A 16,384-nucleotide genomic window follows, 5' to 3' on the forward strand; every position below is an offset into this window, starting at 1 on the left:
CCCTCCTATTTCTTTTGTTCTGAATGGATGTGGTTGACTTGCTCAAAGACCATACTTGGCAATGACCACAACTTAATGAAGCCTCCAGCAGCAACTTGGTCAAAGCTATCGGCTGCCGTATAAGTGGCTAAGTTCTTGTTATACAGTGAGTTTTCCTCAGACTTCCGCGCAACGGCAACGGCTTGGCCCTTGTACAACTTCATCTTCACTGTACCGTTAACAACCTGTTGTGTCTGGTTGATGAAGGCCTGCAAGGCATCAAAGAGTGGCGTAATCCACAGTGCGTTGTAAATCAAATCCGTCACCTTCTGTTCCAATAAAGGTTTGTAGTGCGCAACGTCACGCTCCAGGGTCAGGTCTTCCAAATCCTTGTGGGCAGCCATAATCACGGCTGCGGCTGGTGCTTCATAAACTTCACGAGACTTAATGCCAACCAAACGGTTTTCAATTTTGTCAATCCGGCCGATACCATTTGCGCCAGCAATCTGATTTAACTTGACAATTAACTGCGCCAAGGTCAACTTTTCCCCATCAAGGGCGACCGGCAACCCTTCTTCAAAGGTCAAGTCCAAAAATGTCGCTTCTTCTGGTGCCTCTTCTGGTGCAACCGTCATACCCCAAGCATCATCGGGGGCAATGTTCCAAGGGTCTTCGAGGATACCGGCTTCGTTGGCCCGGCCCCACAGATTGGCATCAATCGAGTATGGTGATTGCTTACCAATTGGCACCGGAACGTTGTGGTCCTTGGCGTAATCGATCTCTTCTTCACGTGACCAGTGAAAGTCACGGATTGGGGCTTCGATGGCCAAATCAGGATCCAAGGCATGAATCGCTGCTTCGAAACGAACCTGGTCGTTGCCCTTACCAGTTGAGCCGTGAGCAATTGCATCGGCCCCGTTTTCATGGGCAATTTCAACTAATTTCTTAATAATCAATGGCCGTGAAAGTGCTGAAACCAAAGGATAGGCACCTTCATACAAGGCATTGGCCTTGATTACTGGGGCAACGTATTCGTTGGCAAATTCTTCCTTACCATCAACAACGATTGACTGAGCTGCGCCAACTTGGAGGCCCTTCTTTTGAATTTCATCCAAGTCCTTGCCGCCTTGACCAACGTCCAAGACAACGGCAATGACTTCATAGCCCTTATCAATCAACCATGGAATTGCCACAGAAGTATCGAGTCCACCTGAATATGCCAATACAATTTTCTTTGTCATTTTGTTTCTCCTCTATTTTTCCATCAATTTCACTTGTTTATTTGGAATAACTACTGGTCTTCGAATCAGCCACTTAGTTATTCGCACCGACTGCCACCGTTTAGTTCCTCTTTTTAATCAGCCAAAACTTTACTAATAAAGTCCTGGGTCTTTGGATTTTGTGGATGGCCAAACAACTCGTTCGGTGTATTCTTTTCTTGAATCACACCATCAGCCATAAACCAGATTTCATCAGCGACCTGCTTGGCGAAGTTCATTTCGTGGGTGACGACCACCATGGTCATCTTGCCATCCGCCAATGACTTCATGACCTTGAGGACTTCACCGACATTTTCAGGGTCCAAGGCAGAAGTCGGTTCGTCGAAGAACAAAACCTGAGGCTGCATTGCTAGAGCACGGGCAATGGCCACCCGTTGTTTTTGCCCACCAGACAGACTGTTTGGGAAGGCATCAGCCTTGTCAGCCAAACCAACACTCGTCAAGTATTTCATCGCTACGGCAGTCGCTTCTTCGTCGGACATGCCCTTGACTCGCATTGGCGCTAATTTCAAATTAGCCAAGACCGACATATTGGGGAAGAGATTAAAGTTTTGGAAGACCATGCCGATTTGTTCACCAAGCTTGGCCAATTCCTGATCAGATTGTTGAGCTAAGTCAACACCGTTGAAATCAACAACACCGCTAGTTGGACGTTCCAACTGGTTGATGCAACGAAGTAAGGTACTTTTACCAGAACCAGAAGGGCCGATAATGCAGACCACCTGACCGGCATCAATGTCGCCGTTAATATCTTTGAGAACTTCATTGCCACCGAAGTCTTTTTTGAGATGTTTTACAGAAATTAATGGATTAGTCATGGTTCATCTTCCCTTCTAAGTAGTTCAAGCCCCGCGTCAAGATAAAGGTCATCAAGAAGTAAATCACCATGACAACCACGATTGGTGCAATACCACGGTAAGTGTCAGCGCGGACGATGTTCAATTCATAAACCAAATCAGTCACACCAATGATCGAAACAATAGAACTTTCCTTGATGACTGAGATAAATTCATTACCCAATGCTGGCCAAATGTTCTTAAAGGCTTGTGGCAAAATCACAAAGCGCATCGTGTCTTTTTGGTTCAAGCCAAGACTCTTGGCTGCTTCCTTTTGTCCCTTATCCAATGAAGTAATTCCACCACGGATAATTTCAGCAACATAAGCACCGGAGTTCAAGGAAACGGCGATGATACCGGCCGTTAGGGCTGGAATATTAATCAAAGCACCAAGACCAAAGTAAACCAAGAGGATTTGAACCATCATTGGTGTTCCCCGGACAATTTCGATGTAAGAAATAGCTGGCCAGCTCAAGACCTTAAACTTTGACATTTTCATCAAGGCCAAGATAATTCCTAAGATAATTCCAAAGGCAACTGAAACAAAAGCAATTAAAGTGGTGTTTAAGAAGCCACTATAGAAATAGTGCCAGTAGCGCAGCATTGACGTGTCCACCGTATTTTCGGACATGTTCTTACCGGCATTCTTCAAGTAAGTATTAATCCAGCCATGGTCCTCAATCTTATCGATCGACTTGTTGACTGCTGCTACCAATTCAGGGTTTCCCTTAGCAAAGGCAATCGCTGCACCGGTTTGGTTGATGTCCAACTGGTAACCGGAATCAATCATCTTCAAATCTTTGTCATTAGCAACGTAAGCTTGGGCCACTGGCTTCTCAACCCCAACAGCTGCTACCTTGTTGGTCTTCAAGGCAAAAATCAGGTTTGGTGTCTTGTCCATCCCCACAACCGTGGCTCCCGAAATTTTTTGTTGCGCCAAATCGTATTGCAAGGTTCCAGTTTGGGCGCCAATCTTAGTTCCCTGTAAATCACTAGCCGTCTTATATTTCGCAGCGTTTGTCTTACTAATCAAAAAGCTTTGGCCACCGTTGTAATAAATCTTTGAAAAGTCGACGCTTTGACGACGTTCGTCGGTTGGGTTGATTCCCCCAATGGCCATGTCAACCTTGCCGGTTTGGACGGCAACCAAGACGGAACTAAAGTCCATGTTTTTGATTTCTAATTTCACGCCCAGGTCCTTGGCAATCTGCTTGACAATGTCAACGTCCATTCCAACATCAGTTGAAGTGCCGTTTTTGTTCACCTGGAATTCATATGGTGGGTAATCCGGCGAAATTGCTACCTTCATCACTCCCGCTTTTTTAATCTTTTGCAAACCATCATCAGCGTGGGCCACTTGGGTCATGCCTAATCCGGCGACAACCAAAATAGTGATTGTGATGAATGCTTGTTGCAACCACTTCGTTATGTTCTTCATCTTCTCGTCCTCTTCCCTTTTTTCCTAACCAATAAAAAAACGTCCTTTAGTCTTTCGACTAAAGGACGTTCTGCACGCGGTACCACCTTACTTATACCCAAAAAGGGTATCTCTCATTATTCGATCTAAACTTCAAATCGTCAGCTCTGTAATGGGAGCGCCCAGTATGGTTTTCATCGCATACAACTATAGGTGACGTTCATCTTCGCCTGTACGTGTTTCACACCAACCAACACTTCACTGAACTACAAAACGGAGATTACTACTTCCTAATTAACGTTTTATTATTAGTTTTTAATAATTATAGCACTAAAACCTAATCTTGCAAGAGTTTTTGCAAATTTTTTTCGTTTTATTCGTTCTTTTTAGGTAAAAAAGCTGATTTTAAGGGAAATGATCATGGAAAAACATTTGCTTATTTTAATTTAAAAGAACTTTATTAGAATTAATCACTCCAAAAAAATTTACTGACCGTTCTGAAGATCATTTTATGCTAGCGCATTTGCTTAGTTAGCTAAGTTATAACTTGCAAACTTCTCTTTAAAACATAGTTTTTTTGTTTTACTAAATTAAAACGAGGAATGGCACGATCACTTTTGTGATTGAAATAAAAAGGCGAAGACCATCAACCGGGTTCGCCTTTTTCTATTTTTCTTTTACTTCCTAATCAAATTAGAACAAAGAACCGACCTTCTAATTTACACGGATTTTAACGAAACTTTTCTAATTTGATCCCTTTATACGACCATCGACTAATTCGTAAATTCGATCAGCATCTTCTTTTAACCGTAAATCATGCGTAACGACGACCACGGCCTTATTTTCACGTCGAGCAATTTCCTGAAAAAGTTGACCAACCTCTGCCACCCGCTCGCTATCCAAAGCAGCCGTTGGTTCATCGGCCAAAATAAAATCAGGATCCGCATACAATGCCCGCGCGATTGCCACCCGCTGCGTTTGCCCACCGGACAACTCACCCGGATACTTATCTAATAACTGCGTAATTCCCAGTCGTTCTAAATAACCATCCATAGCTGCTGGTGACAAGTTTTCGGTTTTTTTAACCTTATCCACTAAAGCGAATTGTTCCTTGACCGTCAAATACGGCACTAAATTATAGGATTGAAGCACAAAGCCAATATGATCTAACCGAAAGCGGTCAGCTTCTTTGCCAGTTAACCGGCTAATATCTTGACCATTAATCAAAACTTTCCCTTTAGTTGGACGTTGTAAGCCACCTAAAATCGTCAGCAGGGTACTTTTCCCGGAACCAGATGGCCCCAAAATCAGCGTGAGCTCACCACGGTTGGCAATAAAATCGACACCCTGCAGTGCTTGAACCTGATTTAACCCGTGACCGAAGGTCTTATTCACTTGCTGTAGTACTAAATTTTCCATGTACTTATCCTCCAATCACTGTTACTGGATCAATTTTAGCAATCAACCGCATCGGAATCACAGCACCCAATAGCCCCATAACAACCAAAGCCAAGCCTGTCAGACCAATCAAACTAAAGTTAAAGAACATTGGCACCGCTGCTGGCATAATAGCACTCGTGCCGAGAGCCAAGGCCATGCTAACAACTACCGCTACACCCATCATTAAAATGGTTTGCGACAAGGTGTTTAACACTAAATAGCTAACCGGAATTCCCTGTGCCCGTAAGACAGCAAAGTTTTCCATCTTCTGCACCGTCAAAATATAGAGGAAGATGGCCACAATCACAACTGAAATCAGGATCAAAAAGGCAATCATCAACACGAAAGTCTTATTTTGCGCACTATAACCAGGCATTTTTTCAAACAATGCCGCCTTCGTAACTACCTGTAAGTTCCCGTCACGCACGGTCAGTTTTCCCCGGCTAACAAAGCCTGAACCAACAAATTGAGCAGTTGTCCCCTTAATGGCAGCCCACTGTGACTGGTCGCCATATACAACTGGTGCCATATTATATTCCGCATTTTTGGCAAAACCGACAACCGTTAGGGGCTGACTTTGCAGCCCTAGGGTTAATTGCTGCCCTAACTTGATCCCCTGATTGGCCAACTTACTAGAAATGACAACTTCATTCTTAGTTTGCCACAAGCGGCCCTTTGTCAACGAAATACTCTGGGCCACCTGACTGTTTTTACTCAAGCCAATAAACATCGCCGAGTCGCGGAGCTCACCCATCTTTAAGATGCCTGGGGTTAAGGCGAGTAAATCAGCCCGCTTTCCCAAAACCCGGTCAGCATCTGCTTGCGTCAACAAGGACTGACTAAGGTCGCCGTTAGCATCTTTACTCAACACCACTGATTTGGTCTGCCAACTATTCACCGCCGCCGTATTTTCGTTGGCCAACCCAAGTGCTAAGGCACTTAGAATAAAAATTAAATAGGCAATCATGGCAATGACTGCTACGATCAACCCGTAACGTAACTTTTCTTTTTTAATTTCATGCCCTGCTAAAAACATCTTAAACCTCCTGCTTGTTCCAGCCTGACAAGGCATCTAATAAGGCCAAAATTTGCTCTTTGTCGGTTGGTGCTAAAAAATATTCGCGAATCAAATGGTGAACGGCAACGTTGGCCAGCCATTGTGGCAAATCAGCCGTCGCTTGGTCCCAGTTTTTACTGCTGGTTTCTTGGTGATGAGCAGCCAAAATAGCCTCATCAACGACATAATAATTACTTAAAAAGTCGTAATACGGATTTTGTTCCACTCGGTCAATAAAAGAGCGAGTCGCTTGAAATGGGTTATCCCCAACAAAACCCTCATGAATCGTCGTCATCACCTGGCCCAACGTGTAGCGGTAGGCATCTTCTAGGTCAGCAAAGTAAGTATAAAAAGATCCGCGAGCAATTCCGGCCGCTTTGACAATATTGTTAACATTGGCGTCTAAGAGCGAAGAGGTCGAAAATTCCTCTAAGAGAACCTGACTAATTTTTTCCTTTTTGTCTGCATTTAAGTTTAAAAATGTTGGTTTTGGCACTTTTATCCCCCCCTAAAATGACACCGTGTCATTATTCATTCTCTAGTTTACTCGTTTATGACACACTGTCAACAATAAATCGTAATTCGCTCTTGAACACCCGCCCTTGTTTTGCTGAATAACTTAGTCGTTCCTTGCTGTTAGGCAACCTCACTAAATTTCATTTTTATTTAAAAAAAGCAAAAAAATAAGCCAACATAGTGGCTTATTAAAAAGAACCTGACCAAATATTGAAACAATAACGAGTTAATTCATGATCGACCGTTACTCTAAAATGGATAAACTTAACAGCTATTATTACCTGAAAAATGACAACCTTCACGTCAATATCATAAATGTATAATCTAGCCATGAAAATCTATTTTTAAATTGTTTGTCGCAGTTCTCTTTGTTCAAAATATTCTCGGATATTGTTTAATGTTAACAAGTTAGTATTTTCAAAAACGATGTCAGCATCTTTTAAAATATCTTGCTCACCAATACCGATTGAAAAAATATTAGCTGCGTTAATCGCTTGTATTCCCATTGCAGCATCTTCAATACCTATGCATTGATCTGGTTTAAGGCTTAATAATTTTGCTGCCGTTGTAAAGATTTCCGGATCTGGTTTTCCCTTAGATAATTTTTGCGGGTCAACAATCTCAGAAAAATAATGACTCAGCCCTATTTTTTCTAATACCCTTGACGAATTTTTGGATGCCGATGCTAAAGCCAATTGATAATTGTTGTGTTTTAAACTTTCTAAAAACGGGACAATTCCGGGAAGAATATCATTTTTAGTCATATTATCAACTAACCTTAAATAATGCTTATTTTTATCATTGGCTAATTCTTGCTTTTCCCTTTCATTATATTGGTGGTCAGCAGGTACCGCTTGTAAAATTAATTCGAGTGAATCCTGTCGACTAACTCCTTTCAAGTTATTCGAAAGACTCTCCGTCCATTGTGCTCCGACTTGCTTGGCCACCTGCTGCCATGCAACATTATGCAGCCGCGATGTATTCGAAATAACACCATCTAAATCAAAAATAACTCCCTTGATATCCTCAAACTTCACTTTTTATTCCCTCCATTGCTAGCGGTACTTTCCCATTTGATTACCTTAATTATTAATTTTGATTATTTTCGATAAGGTGTATTTTTTTTGATTAATAATAACTTCCAATGGGTCACCATTTATCAAGGTAATTTCTGTTATCTGCTGATCGATTACAAACTTTAGTAACCGTTTTTTAAACATTAATCTAAATTCAAATGAATTCCATTCTTCTGGTAGATGTGGCAATATTTTCAGAATACCTTGAGCGGTTACTTGCATACCGGCAAATCCCTGAACAACATCGAGCCAGCTCCCACCCAAATTAGCCAAATGTAATCCGTCTTCTGTATTTCCTTGAAGGTCAATTAAATCCATCCGAACAGTATCAGAAAAATAACTATATGCCTTCTTCACGTTCCCCATTCTGGCAGCTACTGCACTAAAGATTGAGCGAGACAAGGAAGAATCATGTGTCGTAATTTTTTCATAATAATCAAATTCTCTGCCAAGTTGGGATTCAGTGATTGTTTCCGGAAATAAGAAATCAGCAAGGATGGTGTCGGCTTGCTTATTAACTTGATAGCGATAAATATGAAGTGGATGATAGTGCAGCAGTAACGGATATTGCGAATTTGGGGTCGTTTGAAACGGCCAGATTGGTTTACTGAAGAAACTATCATCCTGGGCATTAATAGCATATTGCGTATTTCTTGGAAAATATATATTGGTCGAAAGATGTTGGAATTGACGTAGCTCATTTTCGGAGGTATTTAATTTTAATAATATTTTCGGATTTGATACCGCTAATTTGTGCCCCACCGTGTAGGCCAGTTGAAGGTTATTTTCAGCCATTCGATTAGTAAAATAATTATTATCGACCATTGCCGTGTACTCATCTGGGCCGGTAACCGTCAAGAATTCAAACTTTTTTTGCCCATTTTTCTCTGTCCATGACCCGAATTCTCTCCAAAACCGAGCTGTTTCGAGTAGAATTTCGAAACCGTATTTTTCCATGAATTCATCATCGTCAGTAGTTTCATAGTATTTCCCAATTGCATAGGCTATATCCCCGTTAAGATGGTATGCTGCTGTACTTGCTGGATAATATGCCGATGTTTCTTCGCCATTAATTGATCGCCAAGCAAACAATGCACCACTATCAACACCTAATTCCCGCGCCCGTTTCCTTGCAAAAGCTAACGTATGATATCGATAAATTAACAGACTTTTAGCAATTTCTGGATTCGTATAAATAAAATAGGGCATCATATACATTTCTGTGTCCCAAAAAGTATGTCCTTCATAGCCAGGACCAGTTAAGCCTTTAGCGGCAATATTAGTGTGCCCATCCCTCCCCGCAGCCTGATTTAATTGGAAAATATTAAAGTGGAGAGCCAAGTTGATCTCATCGTTACCTGAAATCATTACTGCACTTTGTTGCCAAACCTTTTCCCAGAACTGATGGCTATTCTCTTTGATCTTTACAAAACTATGTTGCTCTATTGGAACAACCTTATTTTCATCTCCTTTACTAACTTGATAGATATAAGTGAGGTCAAAACTTGTTGTTAAATCACGTTCAGTTAACAATTTTTTGGATATTGAACGTCCTTGAATTGTGATTGATTGATTGGATTTTTTTGTTGCGATTTTTAGTATTTCTCGATCATCAGCACTAGCAATAATCTGCTTTGCTGCACTATTAACTCTGCGTGTTTTCCGTGGATCCTCCTGTGCCCCAATATCAGCAGCTTCACTGATTGCGTCCAATTTAAAACGTTTATCAACTATTAATTTTCCTTTGTACGAAAGCGGCTTAAAAGAAAATTTAATCCCATAAAAAGATAAATTCTTTTGATCAATGGCTGAAACCACTGTCATTTCGATTTTTTTATGAGCTTGATTACTGACTTCATAAACTTCGTGTAATTGTCCGTTCTCCAAATTGAGGGAAATATCTTTGATTGTGGCAGTATCAAACCGATGATGATTTTCATCTAGCAAAATGATTTTTCTCAGATTTAAGACCGGAACAATCGTTTGATTATTTTTTGGATAAAACGCGGCGGCTTCACCATATGTGATTGGACTATATTCAAAAAAACCGTTAACTAAAGTACCAGTATCATTTGATCCATTAATTGGATTACTAGCTTGTATGCCAACATACCCGTTTGACAAAGAAAATATAGCGGCAATATTTCCAGGTTTTTTAGAACTAATATCGTTTAATTTTAAAACCATCTGCTGACCATTCATCACACTACTCCTCATTAATCATTGACCGTTTTAACAAATCTAATCATTACTGCTGCTACTAAAGCTGAAATTCCTGCAATCAACATCATTGCACTCATCGATTTGTGTACCATAGGGAAAATTGCAAAGCTCGAAACGGAGGCGATAATTTGAGGAATACAGATTTGCCAATTAAACAAACCTAAATAGGCCCCTTCATTTTCGCCCTTAATACCACTTGTAATCATTGCAAAAGCTTCCGTTCCAATCGTTATATACATAATGCCAAATAAAGCAAATGGCACGATTGTTAACATTTTAGTCGAGATGAAAAACAGCATCATCAAGCCAATTCCGCCTAAAATCAGTGCAAAGAAGAGTGCCCCCCTTCGCTTTGACGGTTTTAGTTGAGCCAAAACTAAAGTTCCCCAAAGCACACCGGTTAATGACTGCACAAAAGTTAAAATACCATTCCAATTGCCAGCCGCTTGGAAGCCAACACTAGCTGGATCTGTCGTATGCCACACATTTTCTGCTAATGCGCCAGTACTATAAGTCCAAACAAATTGAACAGAAATAAAACTAAACAACATCACAGCAGAAAGTTCCCAAAAAATTGATGGAGCGTTTTTTAAGAGTGAAATAAAGCTTGGTGTTTTTTCATTTTTATTTTTTTTCAATCCATGATACTGCTTATAATCTTGCGGGTTATATTCTTTGACATTCATAATTGTATAGAACGTCGTTACCATAATAATGATTGCCCCCAGATAAAAAGAAATCTTAACACTGGCTGGAACCTCACCCTTCGGCGCAATATTGGAGAAGCCAATAATCGTAATTACAGCTGGTAGGATAGCGGCCAACATTCCTCCCGCATTCGAATAAATATTTTGTAACGACCATGCTTTATCCTCTTGTCGTTCATTAACCATGTCACCAATTAACATCTTAAATGGTTGTTGGCACATATTAGCAGAAACATCTAACATCATGATGCTAACAGCTCCAAAGATTAAAGCGGTCGAAGATCCATACCCAAATCCTAACGAACCAGCATTGGGTAAAAGAATCAAAACCAAAGCTGAAATAATTGCTCCGAATATCAAATATGGCAGCCGTCTGCCAAATCGATTCCAAGTCTTATCGGACATTCTACCGACAATGGGTTGAACAATCATCCCTGCTAATGGCGGTAAAATAAAGAACCAACCTAATTTAGTAGGATCCGTTCCGATGGTTTGGAATATTCTACTCATCTGTGATGTTTGTAAAAAAAAGGCCATATTTAATCCAAAATATCCAAAGGTAAGATTAAATATTTGTTTCTTTTCTAGAACAGGTAATTCATGTTGATAGTTTTCCATAAAGATTTCCTCCTTATCTTTTGTAATTTGATTATAGCATCTTTTTCTGAAAGCGCTTACACTTTTTTGTAAGCGTTTTTCTTTTTCTGAAAAAATGTTTATTTTTAAAATAAAACGATAAAAACAAAACATTTTAAATTTTTCTTTTCAAGTGACTTTCTACTAGCGCTAACCTTCACTATGAAATGCCAAAAGAATGTTGTTATTTTTACGTACCACTGAAACTTGCCGTTCCATCATTGTTAGTTATGTTTTTCTTTTCACGACAGTGACTAATTCAGACTGTGTCCACTGGTCACGGTTAACACAATCACAATCCTAATCTAACTATCACTGTTTGAATTCATGAACCATGGATTGGAACCCTGCAATACTAATGGATTTTTTCACGGATAATCACTGATTGACTTTGTCGACAATGACTAATTTAGACAGTATAAAACCCCAGAATTTGTCTAAATTCTGGGGTTTCTACAACCTTTACGGTGAAATTAGATAACATCCAAGTGCGTTTGACCGCTCTTGACCAAGCCCATCTTTAAGAGAACACGGTACAGCAAGAAGGACATCAAGGCAGGCAAAACAACTCCAAAGACTAGGAAAGTTCCCAACATCCCGGGATTCTTCGTTGCCAAATCAAGTGGCACAATTAATGAAGTCAAGCCCATTCCCGCCAAAGAGAATGGCACCGTCAAATGAAAGGCAACGGCAGCAATTGGCGCACAGACAGCTGCTGATACAACTGGTGGTAAGAAGAGCCATGGATTGCGGACCAGGTTTGGGAACTGGATCTTAGGCGTCACGAAAGCCTGTGCGATAAAGGTTCCTGGCTTGTTTTCGTGGAAAGACATCGCAGGATAAGCCGCAAACATAGCAGCCGTTCCAACTAGCATGGCACCAGCACCCATTGGTGAACTAACACCAGTTGCCCCGATGGCCACCGCTAAAGCTGCTGATGATGCTGGTGACATCAAGAAGACAGCGAACAACATGGCAACCAATGCTGTTCCAACAACTGGACTCCAACTAACAGTAGCAGCAATACCTTTACCCATTCCAACTAAGAGGGGCGTCGTCACACGAGCCAGGTAGTAACCTGAAACAGTTCCAACCAGCGTCGTTAATGCCGGCACGATAATCATATCTAACGGCGTTTTACCAGTTAACCACTTTCCAAAGAGAACGGCTACCACAGCAGCCATAACCGCTGAAATTGGTTGTCCTGTCGTCAAAACAATCGAACCCGGGGCTTGCACACTCGCAAAGCCAGTCACCGTTGATAATTTCATCGTTGTCGTCGTGAAAAAGGCCGCGTTAGCACCAACCGTTGCAGCAGCCATCGCTGAGAACATCACCATGGTATTGGTCTTTAACTGTGAGGCAACTGCCACGCCAAAGGCAGCCGGCAACATAACCTTAGCAATCAAACCTAATTGCACCAGTACTGGCCAATGAGTCAAGCCACCGATTGACTGCATCAAAAATCCCATTCCCAGCGTGACCAGGATCGCATTTGAAATCGCCGCACTAACGTTATAAACTTTCTCTTTTAATGTTTCTTGATCTTTTGGAGCTGCTTCAACAGCTGTTTCTGATTTTTCAAAGTCCAAAACATCTTCTTGAACTTTGTCTTCTGTTACTCGTGCATCCATATGCATCATTCCCCTTTTTTCTCTTAACCAATCGCAAATAAAAAAGGTCCTAACGCTAAGCGTTAGGACCTTTAACACTCAGTTACTAAGAACTAGTAACTGGTGCACTTAAAACCAACCTACTAGTTTAATTGTTTAGTAAGCTGATAATAATAATGACTTGTGATTGGGCCTGATTTGTTTGCATGAACTTGTACATAATCTTTACCCTCTTTTCTGCTCTTCTTTATATGATAAATTAATTATCACATTAGAATTTTATTAGTCAACACTAATTTTGATAATTTCATTACACCATTTCCAGATGGGTTTGGCCTGACTTGATCCAACCAATTTTATGCATGATTCGATACAGAATGAAGGAAACCACCACTGGCACTACCACGCCGAAGACCATGTATGCACCAAAGACTGTCATGCCTCGACCGAAAAGAGCCAAAGGAACGATGAAGGAGTTGAAGCCAATTCCTGCCATTGCAAATGGTACGGTAATATGGAAGCCAATCGTTGCAATTGGTGCCGCAATTGCTGCGCCTACCATTGGTGGAATCAGCAACATTGGGTTCTTAATAATGTTGGGAAACTGGATTTTCGGAGTAACAATTCCTTGGGCAATTGTTGCCCCAATCTTATTTTCATGGAAGGACATCGCCGGATAAGAAACAAAGACAGCCGTCGTCCCAATCAAAATTGCACCAGCTGCTTCAGGTGAGCTAACACCGGTGGCACCAATCGCTACCGCCAAAGCAGCTGCAGAAGCAGGCGTCATTGTCAATGCCCCGAAGACCATGGCCACACAAGCCGTCCCAATAACAGGATTAACTGCAATACTTGCTGTAATCATTTCACCCATCTTAACCAGAATTGGTGTAGTCACAATTGCTAAGTAGTAACCAGATACCGTTCCGACAATCGTCGTCAAGGCTGGCACAATCACCATATCTAACGGTGTTTTACCAGACAACCACTTACCAAAGAGGACGGCAATCAAACCAGCCAAAACGGCTGAAATTGGTTGTCCGGTCGTGATAACGGTTGATCCAACCGCCTGTGCACTCGAAAATCCTGTCACCGTTGCCAGCTTCATGCTTGAAGTAGTAAAGAAAACGGCGTTTGCGCCAACCGTTGAGGCAGCCATCGCTGAAAACATCACCATCGTATTCGTCTTTAGTTGTGAAGCAATGGCAGCACCAAAGGCAGCCGGCAAAATGATTTTCGTAATCGCCCCCAACTGAATCATTGGTGCCCAGTGAATGAAGCCGGCAATCGTTTGCAACAACAAGCCCATTCCCAAAGTAACCAAGATGGCGTTTGAAACCGCCGCACTAACGTTATAAACCATCTCCTTCACGGACTCTTTGTCCTGTTTCCCTTCATTTTGATTGACCACCATTGCTTCGGCCTTTTCAAAATCAGCTACGTCTTCCTCAATCTTTGCTTGACGACTAATGTCCATCGCTTCTCTCCTTTACTAAATAAAAAAGGCCCCGGCAGTTTTACACTGCCGGGGCCTTCTGCCCAAGCAGCTACTGGAAGTTTCCTCCCAGTAGCTGACAAACTCAAAAATCAACTTACTAGGAGTACATTAGCAAGCTGAGCAACAACGCGAATTGAGATTGGGCGATTTGACTTTGATTCATAATATTCTTCATCAGTGAAACCGCCTTTCTTTCTTCGTCTTGTTTAATAATGATTTTATTATAACATGAGAATTTGATGAGTCAACACTAATTTTATTTTTTTATTAATCGCTTATAAAATAAGACCAACACGTTGGTCGTATCACCACATCAGTACAAAAGGTTTCTGAAAATTCAGAAACCTTTTTATTAATCGTGCACCTAATTTTGCGGCCACCGCCAGCTTAAGTAAGAAAAAGGCTAGCCAAAACAAAACCTTTCATCATTGATATCATTAGAACAAACCGCTAATCTGGCCGTTTTCATCGATATCGATATCCAAGGCGGCCGGATGCTTTGGCAAACCAGGCATAGTCAAAATGGACCCAGTCAGGGCCACTAAGAATCCTGCGCCAAGCTTAGGTACAAACTCACGGATATGAACCGTAAAGTCCTTTGGTGCACCTAATTTCTTCGGATCATCAGAAAGCGAGTATTGCGTCTTCGCCATCACGATTGGCAATTTATCCCAACCGTATTGCGCAAAGTCCGTCAATTGCTTTTCCGCTTTAGCAGATAGTTCGACAGCTACGCCGCCGTAAATATTTTCAACAATGGCCTGCAACTTCTCTAATGCAGGCGCATCTTCCTGGTACAGTGGGGTAAAATCAGCATCCGCCTGGGCGCTGGTTTCAATCACCGCTTGGGCGAGGTCCTGGGCGCCAGCACCGCCTTGTGCCCACACATCGGCCAAGAAGACCTGGGCACCAAGCGTTGCCACAAAGTCCTCGATCAGCTTAATTTCAGCGTCGGTATCAGCCGTAAACCGGTTCACGGCGACCAAAACTGGGCGACCATAGCGTTGCATGGCCTTAATGTTTTGACCAAGGTTTTCCAAGCCGCCCTTTAAAGCCAGCAGGTCTTCTTGGTTCAAATCAGCTAATGCGGCCCCACCGTGATGTTTCAAAGCACGGACGGTCGCAACAACGACAACCGCATCGGGTGCCTTACCAAGCTTTGGCACCTTGATGTCCATAAACTTTTCACCACCAAGGTCCGCACCGAATCCAGCTTCCGTGACAACATAATCCGCCAGCTGCAATGCCGTCTTCGTTGCCAAAACTGAGTTTGTTCCCTGGGCAATATTGGCAAAGGGACCGCCATGAATAATAGATGGTGTGTGGGCCAACGTTTGGACCAAGTTTGGTTTAATCGCGTCTTTCAAGAGGACTGTCAGGGCACCAGCCACACCTAAGTCAGCAACCGTTACCGGTTTTTTATCATAATTATAGGCGACGACAATTTTTTCAATTCGCTGTTTCAAGTCTTGCAAATCAGTTGATAGTGTCAAGATAGCCATCAACTCGGAAGCAACCGTAATATCAAAGCCATCTTCACGCGGCACACCCGAGGTGGGTCCACCAAGACCAATCGTTGTGTGACGCAAAGCGCGATCATTAATATCTAAAACCCGCTTCCACAAAATGCGACGTGGATCAATCTTTAACGGGTTACCTTGGTAAATACTATTATCCATCGCTGCCGCTAACGTATTGTGGGCACTAGTCAGGGCGTGGAAATCACCAGTAAAATGCAAGTTGATATCAGCCATTGGAATCACTTGTGAGTAGCCGCCACCGGTTGCCCCACCCTTGAGACCCATTACTGGTCCTAAAGAAGGCTCCCGCAAGGCAATCATGGTCTTTTGTCCAGCCAGGCTTAAGGCATCCGCCAAGCCAACCGTTACAGTTGACTTTCCTTCACCAGCTGGTGTCGGATTAATCGACGTTACCAAAATCAGCTTGCCCAAGTCTGATTGACGATCAACGCTTTTATCTAGGTTAATCTTAGCCTTATCATAGCCGTAAGGTTCAATTTCATGCGCCTTCAAGCCTACTTTTTCAGCAATCTCGCCGATTGGTTGAACAACCGCTTCTTGTGCAATTTCGATATCTGTTTTCACT

The 16,384-nt window shown here is 42.1% G+C and carries 12 protein-coding genes and 1 other annotated feature; all 12 genes read right to left on the reverse strand.

Annotation, left to right across the window (positions count from 1 at the left end; genetic code table 11):
* Positions 1–5: 5 nt before the first annotated feature.
* A complete protein-coding gene (locus tag M3M36_RS03570; protein ID WP_252773270.1) occupies positions 6–1,220 on the reverse strand; it encodes an argininosuccinate synthase in 1,215 nt (404 codons plus the stop codon).
* A 113-nt stretch (positions 1,221–1,333) separates the two neighbouring features.
* Positions 1,334–2,077, reverse strand: a complete 744-nt coding sequence (locus M3M36_RS03575; RefSeq protein ID WP_252773271.1) for an amino acid ABC transporter ATP-binding protein — start codon at positions 2,075–2,077, stop codon at positions 1,334–1,336.
* The gene (locus tag M3M36_RS03580) at positions 2,070–3,533 is read right to left on the reverse strand and encodes an ABC transporter substrate-binding protein/permease (RefSeq protein ID WP_252773272.1); all 1,464 of its coding nucleotides are present in this window, start codon (positions 3,531–3,533) and stop codon (positions 2,070–2,072) included. The genes M3M36_RS03575 and M3M36_RS03580 overlap by 8 nt, the downstream gene beginning before the upstream one ends.
* Before the next feature lie 58 nt (positions 3,534–3,591).
* Positions 3,592–3,819: a binding site (T-box leader), on the reverse strand.
* A gap of 437 nt (positions 3,820–4,256) precedes the next feature.
* Complete coding sequence (locus M3M36_RS03585) at positions 4,257–4,931, reverse strand: ABC transporter ATP-binding protein (protein ID WP_252773273.1); 675 nt, start codon at positions 4,929–4,931, stop codon at positions 4,257–4,259.
* Positions 4,932–4,935: 4 nt separating this feature from the next.
* Positions 4,936–5,988: an ABC transporter permease gene (locus M3M36_RS03590; RefSeq protein WP_252773274.1), complete on the reverse strand. Its 1,053-nt coding sequence runs from the start codon at positions 5,986–5,988 to the stop codon at positions 4,936–4,938.
* A gap of 1 nt (position 5,989) precedes the next feature.
* Positions 5,990–6,505, reverse strand: coding sequence for a TetR/AcrR family transcriptional regulator (locus M3M36_RS03595; RefSeq protein WP_252773275.1), 516 nt, complete (start codon positions 6,503–6,505; stop codon positions 5,990–5,992).
* Positions 6,506–6,869: 364 nt separating this feature from the next.
* Positions 6,870–7,562 (reverse strand): beta-phosphoglucomutase, encoded by a 693-nt coding sequence (gene pgmB, locus M3M36_RS03600; RefSeq protein WP_252773276.1) that lies wholly within the window; start codon positions 7,560–7,562, stop codon positions 6,870–6,872.
* Between the two features lie 45 nt (positions 7,563–7,607).
* Complete coding sequence (locus tag M3M36_RS03605; RefSeq protein ID WP_252773277.1) at positions 7,608–9,803, reverse strand: glycoside hydrolase family 65 protein; 2,196 nt, start codon at positions 9,801–9,803, stop codon at positions 7,608–7,610.
* Between the two features lie 14 nt (positions 9,804–9,817).
* Positions 9,818–11,149 carry an SLC45 family MFS transporter gene (locus tag M3M36_RS03610; RefSeq protein ID WP_252773278.1) on the reverse strand — a complete coding sequence of 444 codons (1,332 nt, stop codon included), beginning with the start codon at positions 11,147–11,149 and terminating at the stop codon, positions 9,818–9,820.
* Positions 11,150–11,640: 491 nt separating this feature from the next.
* Positions 11,641–12,807 carry a PTS sugar transporter subunit IIC gene (locus tag M3M36_RS03615; protein ID WP_420842373.1) on the reverse strand — a complete coding sequence of 389 codons (1,167 nt, stop codon included), beginning with the start codon at positions 12,805–12,807 and terminating at the stop codon, positions 11,641–11,643.
* A 283-nt stretch (positions 12,808–13,090) separates the two neighbouring features.
* The gene (locus tag M3M36_RS03620) at positions 13,091–14,194 is read right to left on the reverse strand and encodes a PTS sugar transporter subunit IIC (protein ID WP_252774419.1); all 1,104 of its coding nucleotides are present in this window, start codon (positions 14,192–14,194) and stop codon (positions 13,091–13,093) included.
* A gap of 521 nt (positions 14,195–14,715) precedes the next feature.
* On the reverse strand, positions 14,716–16,383 hold the full coding sequence (locus tag M3M36_RS03625) for a formate--tetrahydrofolate ligase (RefSeq protein ID WP_252773279.1): 1,668 nt from the start codon (positions 16,381–16,383) through the stop codon (positions 14,716–14,718).
* Position 16,384 lies beyond the last annotated feature (1 nt).

It is taken from the genome of Fructobacillus americanaquae, from assembly GCF_024029775.1.
GTDB classification, from domain to species: domain Bacteria; phylum Bacillota; class Bacilli; order Lactobacillales; family Lactobacillaceae; genus Fructobacillus; species Fructobacillus americanaquae.

Excerpts from the sequence above, each read along its gene's own strand:
- M3M36_RS03570 (WP_252773270.1), bottom strand. The coding sequence starts at position 1,220 with ATGACAAAGAAAATTGTATTGGCATATTCAGGTGGACTCGATACTTCT.
- M3M36_RS03575 (WP_252773271.1), bottom strand. The coding sequence starts at position 2,077 with ATGACTAATCCATTAATTTCTGTAAAACATCTCAAAAAAGACTTCGGT.
- M3M36_RS03580 (WP_252773272.1), bottom strand. The coding sequence starts at position 3,533 with ATGAAGAACATAACGAAGTGGTTGCAACAAGCATTCATCACAATCACT.
- M3M36_RS03585 (WP_252773273.1), bottom strand. The coding sequence starts at position 4,931 with ATGGAAAATTTAGTACTACAGCAAGTGAATAAGACCTTCGGTCACGGG.
- M3M36_RS03590 (WP_252773274.1), bottom strand. The coding sequence starts at position 5,988 with ATGTTTTTAGCAGGGCATGAAATTAAAAAAGAAAAGTTACGTTACGGG.
- M3M36_RS03605 (WP_252773277.1), bottom strand. The coding sequence starts at position 9,803 with ATGAATGGTCAGCAGATGGTTTTAAAATTAAACGATATTAGTTCTAAA.
- M3M36_RS03610 (WP_252773278.1), bottom strand. The coding sequence starts at position 11,149 with ATGGAAAACTATCAACATGAATTACCTGTTCTAGAAAAGAAACAAATA.
- M3M36_RS03615 (WP_420842373.1), bottom strand. The coding sequence starts at position 12,807 with ATGCATATGGATGCACGAGTAACAGAAGACAAAGTTCAAGAAGATGTT.
- M3M36_RS03620 (WP_252774419.1), bottom strand. The coding sequence starts at position 14,194 with ATGGTGGTCAATCAAAATGAAGGGAAACAGGACAAAGAGTCCGTGAAG.